The 6,000-nt window shown below is 49.8% G+C and carries 4 protein-coding genes; 1 reads left to right on the forward strand and 3 read right to left on the reverse strand.

Going from position 1 to position 6,000, the window contains the following annotated elements:
* Positions 1-51 precede the first annotated feature (51 nt).
* From ACYVI9_RS17935 to ACYVI9_RS17945, 3 genes are all read right to left on the reverse strand, one after another.
* Entirely contained in the window at positions 52-708 is a 657-nt protein-coding gene (locus tag ACYVI9_RS17935) for a peptidase M10 (RefSeq protein WP_460767456.1), read from the reverse strand.
* 87 nt (positions 709-795) lie between these two features.
* A complete protein-coding gene (locus ACYVI9_RS17940) occupies positions 796-2,076 on the reverse strand; it encodes a chloride channel protein (RefSeq protein WP_460767459.1) in 1,281 nt (426 codons plus the stop codon).
* Positions 2,077-2,234: 158 nt separating this feature from the next.
* Positions 2,235-4,610 carry a 3-hydroxyacyl-CoA dehydrogenase NAD-binding domain-containing protein gene (locus ACYVI9_RS17945; protein WP_460767462.1) on the reverse strand — a complete coding sequence of 792 codons (2,376 nt, stop codon included), beginning with the start codon at positions 4,608-4,610 and terminating at the stop codon, positions 2,235-2,237.
* Positions 4,611-5,267: 657 nt separating this feature from the next.
* Between ACYVI9_RS17945 and ACYVI9_RS17950 the strand changes: the two genes are divergently transcribed.
* Positions 5,268-6,000, forward strand: a 733-nt coding sequence (locus tag ACYVI9_RS17950; RefSeq protein WP_460767468.1) for an RNA-guided endonuclease TnpB family protein, incomplete at its 3' end; no start/stop codon positions are given.

Genomic DNA, 6,000 nt, shown 5'->3' on the forward strand with positions numbered 1-6,000 from the left:
TTTTGATAGGGGTGGTTCAGCCACCCTTTTTTTGGGTCCCTATGCCACCGTCTATTGTGCCGGCAGGTCCCGGTGATCGGGATGCCAGATGCTGCTGAATGCGCCGAGTACCGCCCGGTTATTATGGAAGTTGAGTCTGGTCATTGGTAACAGTTCCAGGTCCTCCTCGCGGACTTTACGATGTCTGGGGTGGAGGGTACCGCCGGTCTGACCCGCCGGAACCATCGGATCGTACTGATAAATCGGATCCACCAGGGTGCCCCTGGGATACATAATTCCGGGGATGCCCTTACCCCGCAGGTCCAGATCGACGGGGTGTTCCAGTCCCAGGGTATGGCCGTATTCATGGGCGGCAGTGGTGGAACCCAGGTAAAGGTTCTCCAGTTTGAAATAACCGGTATTACAGCCCAGTCCGTCGACAAAGGAAATATTGCCGCGGGCATATTCCTCAATCCGGAAATAGTTATTGCGGGGATCATCATTGGTCAGGATGGTATATTCTGTAATATCCGGCTGCCAGGCGGCGGTGATCCGGAAACGAAGCTCGTGAGACGCCTGGCGCAGGGTCACAAGGCCTTTTGGTTCATTCCACAGGGTCTCTATTTCCTGACGGATCTGTTCAGTGATTGCGGCGTCCGAAGCATGTCCGTAAGTGATAATATGTGAGTGAATGGTGAGGATTTCCCCTTCGATTTCCACTGTGCCCATACCTGCTGATTTTTAAGGGAGCAGCTCGTATGGCTGCCCATGATAAAATTAAGGGTTCCCCCGAAATTTCTGGTCCCCGAACCCGGCTTATTCATCGGCCGCAGGCCGGGATAAATTGGATCCGTAGGTATAGACATTATACGGCAGGAGCAGTTCAGAGAATTTCTTGGAAATCAGGCTGGCGGCCAGAACCGGAATAAAAATGACAAAGCCGTTGGGCACCAGGTTGCAGACCAGGAAAAGCGTGGTAAATGGGGCGTAAATGGAAGGCGACAGGGTAGCCGCAGCCCCGACCAGCGCAAAATTGATAAGCACCAGTTCGGTGCCAAAGTAGCGGTTACAGATCCCGGCGAATAGCAGGCCCAGAAAGGCGCCGGCCACGATGCTGGGTGCAAAAACGCCGCCGTCTCCCCCGGAACCCAGGGTCAGGGAAGCCGCAATAGGTTTGAGCAGGGCCAACAACAGCAGCAGCCCCATTGCCACCGGATCGGGCGTCATGCTTTCCCTGAGGATTTCGGTGAGGCCATGGTAACTGTCTCCATATAGTTGTGGCCAGAAAAGCAGCAGGCCGCCGACGATCAGGGCGCCCAGATTGACCCGGATAAAATTATTGTGGATGCCTGAAAAGAAGTTCTTGATATTGATGACCAGCAGGGTAAAGTATACAGAAAGAAAAGCGCCCAGAAAACTCAGCAGGATCACAAAGGGCAGGGCCGCCCATTGCCATTCCTGGGCGGCAAAAGGCAGAATCCTTTCATTTTCAAACAGCAGGATAATACCCCAGGCCACGAGTACCGATGCCGAGCAGGCTACCGCCAGGGAACGGCTGAATTTACGGGCAATCACTTCCATCGCGAACAACCAGCCGGCAATCGGGCTGGAAAACAGCACAGCGATCCCGGAGGCCACACCGGCACAGACCAGCTCCCTTTTGTACATTTTTGCGGAAAAGTCTTTTTTGTAAGCCGCATTCCCGATGGTAGCGGTAGCCACCACGGTGGACACTTCGATACCGGTAGAGCCGCCGAATATTACGGTTAGAAAGCCATTGATATAATGGGAGGGTAATTTAAAAATCGGCAGATGGTCCTTACGCAGGTCCAGGGTCTTGTAAATTTCAGTGATCCCCTTATTCTTACGGTTACGAAACAGGTATTTACGCAGAAAATAAATGGTTGTGATGCCGATCGTGGGTAGTACGATGAACAGCCAGGAATGGTGGGTGCCGGCAAATGCGGAAATCCGGTGTTCCAGGATTTCTGTGATATTCTTCAGTGATAAAGCCATCAGACCAGAGATCAGGCTGATGATCAGGGAAACCAAAATGAGTTTGAAGTTATGGTGGATTCTAATCTTTGTTCTTTGCATACCGGGAACCTGTAATGGGTAATTGGGCGCAAAATTACGATTATTCAGCCGAATAGCTGCATCGGGCCACCCATCGGAGCCATCGCAGGAGCCGCACCGGCTCCGGTTGGCGGAAAGCGCGGATTCCGGTGACGACAGGCGTTGCTCCGTTCGATAACCTAATTACGGATCGGTTTGCCTTTGCTAATGACCGATTGCAGCCGCTCCAGGGTCTTTCTTTCCCCGCAAAGTGAAAGAAAAGCCTGTCTTTCCAGGTCCAGCAGGTATTGCTCACTGACCAGCTGTGGTTCGGACAGATCGCCACCACACATGACATAGGCCAGTTTCCGGGCAACCAGGGCATCATGGGCGGTCGCATAACGGCCCCTTTCCATGCCATGAATGCCGGCCAGCAAGGCACCCAGGGCAGCCCGGCCCTGTACCTTAATGTCGGTACGGGGTACCGGTTGCCGGTAACCGGCGTCCTGCAGGTCGAGTACTGCTTTTTTCGCCCGGTCGATACGTCGGTCCGGATTCATAATGATCTGGTCCTGTCCCCGGCGGTAATAGCCCAGTTCAAAGGCTTCTGCGGCACTGGTGGCGACTTTGGCCGTGGCGATTGTCAGGAACCGTTGTTGCAGCGGAATATTTTCGGGCACGCCTTTCCGCTGTTCATCGCTGGCCCGCAGCACAAATTCCTTGGTACCGCCCCCGCCCGGGATCACCCCCACACCCAACTCCACCAGGCCGGTATAGGTTTCTGCGGCGGCGCATACTTTATCAGCATGGAGGCTGATTTCACAGCCGCCACCCAGGGCCAGGCCATGGGGGGCAACGATCACCGGGATGGAAGAGTAGCGTACCCGCATCATGGTATCCTGAAAGGCCCGGATGGCAAAATCCAGTTCATCGTATTCCTGTTCCACGGCCAGCATGAAGATCATGCCGATATTGGCGCCGGCAGAAAAGTTAAGGCCTTCGTTGGCAATCACCAGTCCTTTAAAATCTTTTTCCGCAGTAGCGATGGCCGTTTGAATACCCGAAAGAACATCGCCGCCAATGGTACCCATTTTGGTATGCCATTCCAGTCCCAGCACCTCGTCGCCAATATCATAGAGCCGGCAGCTGCTGTTTTTCCAGATCGTCTGGTCCTTAAAATGCCGCAGTATCAGCATGCTTTCTGAACCGGGTACGGGTTGATAGCGCTGGCGGTCAATATCATACACCAGTTTACGGCCATTTTCAATCTTATAAAATTGCTGATGACCCGCTTCCAGCATCGCCTCCACCCAGGCTGCAGGTGGTTCACCCGCTGCTTTCATGGCCGCTACCGTGGGCGCCAGTCCCAGCAGGTCCCAGCTTTCAAAAGGACCGATTTCCCATCCAAAGCCGGCTTTCATGGCGTCATCTACCCGGTAAATGGCGTCCGTGATATCTCCCATACGGTGACTGATATAGGCAAACAGCGCCTGGTGAAAAGCCCGGTAAAAATCACCGGCCTGATCCTGGGCATTATAGAGCATTTTCAGTCTTTGACGGAGGTCCTCAACGGGTTTAGCGGCATCTATGGCTGCAAACTTCACTTTCTGGCGTGGGCCGTATTCCAGGGTCTCCAGATTCAGGGTCAGGATCTGCGAAGCACCTTTTTCGTCTTTTATTTTCTTGAAGAAACCCTGGCCGGTTTTATCGCCCAGTCTTTGTTCGGCGACCATCCGGCTGAGCCATTCCGGTACCCGGAAGATTTCGCGGTGTTCGTCCTGCGGACAATTTTCATAAATGCCTTCGGCTACCCGGACCAGGGTGTCCACACCCACCACATCTGCAGTGCGAAAAGTTGCCGATTTGGGTCGCCCGATAATGGTTCCGGTCAGGCTGTCGACTGCGTCAATGGAGAGCTGCCGGGTCTCCATCAGTTTAAAAATCTGCATGATGGAAAACACGCCGATCCGGTTGGCGATAAAAGCGGGACGGTCCTCACAGCGTACGGTTGTCTTACCCAGGATCCTGCTGCCGTAGTCCATCAGGAAATCTACCACCTCTGAATCGGTCTGCGGTGCCGGAATGATTTCCAGCAGACGCAGGTAGCGGGGCGGGTTGAAGAAATGCGTGCCACAAAAATGGCGCTGAAAATCTTCACTACGGTCCGCGGTCATCAGGTGAATCGGTATGCCGGAAGTATTGCTGGTAATCAGGGTTCCCGGGCGTCGGAATTTTTCCACCCTTTCGAAAAGACTTTTCTTGACATCCAGTTTTTCCACGACCACTTCAATTACCCAGTCACAGGTTCCGATATCTTTCAGGTCGTCTTCGAAATTTCCGGTACGGATCAGCCGCTGATCTGCCTGGGTATAAAGTGGCGACGGGCTGCTTTTAATGGCGGCCTGCAGGGCGGCATCGACGTTTTTATTGCGTGGGCCTTCCGGTTTCCCTTCTCCCGCGGTATAGGGCATATCCAGCAGGAGTACCGGAATACCAACTCCGGCAAACAGGCAGGCGATCCGGCTGCCCATAACACCACTGCCTAAAACGGCTACACGTTGAATCGTTCTGTTCATCATTGTAATTTTATATTCCGGGGGCAAGCTCCCGCTGTTGGTTTTTGAAAAGTTACAGCGGATCGGTCCCCAATTGGTTTTAATCCACTCGAATCTATGCCGGTCACCCGATGAATGAAGATAAATATTTTTAATGGGAAGATGTTAAGATGAAAGTTGATTACGAACAAGTTATTGCCGCATAATTCCGGGGTGCAGCGGGTTACTTTTTCCTGCGGGCAGCATTTATAAAACGTGCCGCAAAACCCAAGAGTCTTTAGCTTTTGGGATGTAAGGCACAAGAATAATTTAGCCCTGTGAAAGAATATGCTGGACAGTTCAGGAATTGCTTCTCCAATAGAGGCAAACAAAGTAACCATTTGACCAGAAAGCATGTTCTTTCCGTAAGTTCTTTGTTAATATGTTTTTGTGCTTTTGCCAAATTGCAATAGTGCTTTCCTGCTTTAACTTGCCCGCTTTCAACAATTTGTGGAAGTATAACTGCTTCTAAGGTTTTTTAACCTTATTTTTGTGTATTAATAAGTATCTTTAATTATACTTATTGAAAATATAAGTAGTATATTCTATACATTATATATATCAGTTGATCCATAATTGAAATTAATACATAAGACATACCGTTTTGCATTGTTGCCGACAAAGCAACAGGAACTGCTTTTGAGTAAGCATTTCGGGTGTGTTCGCTTTGTATTCAATCACTTTTTGAACGAAAGAATTGAGCAGTATAAGGAGAATAAAAAATCAGATAATTATCTTAAACAGGCGGGCGCTTTGACCCAGTTAAAAAAGAAAGAAGCAACTGAATGGTTAAAGGAAGTTAACAGTCAAACATTACAAACTGCCCTGCGAAATTTAGACACCGCCTTTGTGAACTTTTTTAGAGGTAATGCTAAGTTTCCCCGATTTAAAAGTAAACGGAGAAAAAATAGTTTCACAGTTCCGCAATTTGTGGAAGTGAGTAATGGAAAATTGTTTTTCCCAAAATTTAAAGATGGCATTAAAATCATCGAACATAGAGAATTAAAGGGTGAAGTGAAGCATTGTACTGTATCTAAAACACCAACAGGTAAATACTTTGTATCCATACTTTGTGAAGTGCGGCATCAACCATTGAAGCCAACAAAAAAACAGGTGGGCATTGACTTAGGAATTAAAGATTTTGCGGTTACTTCCGATGGCATAAGGTTTACAAACAACTGTCATTTAAAGAGATATGAAAGTCAGTTAGCAAAAGCACAAAAACACCTTTCAAGAAAGGTAAAGGGCTCAAGTAGCCGAAACAGGCAAAGGCTTAAAGTTGCGGCAATACACGAAAAAGTTGCCAATACCAGGCTTGACCTGTTACATAAGGTATCTACACAGATAATCAATGCGTACGATATCATATGTC

It is taken from the genome of Niabella terrae, from assembly GCF_054783135.1.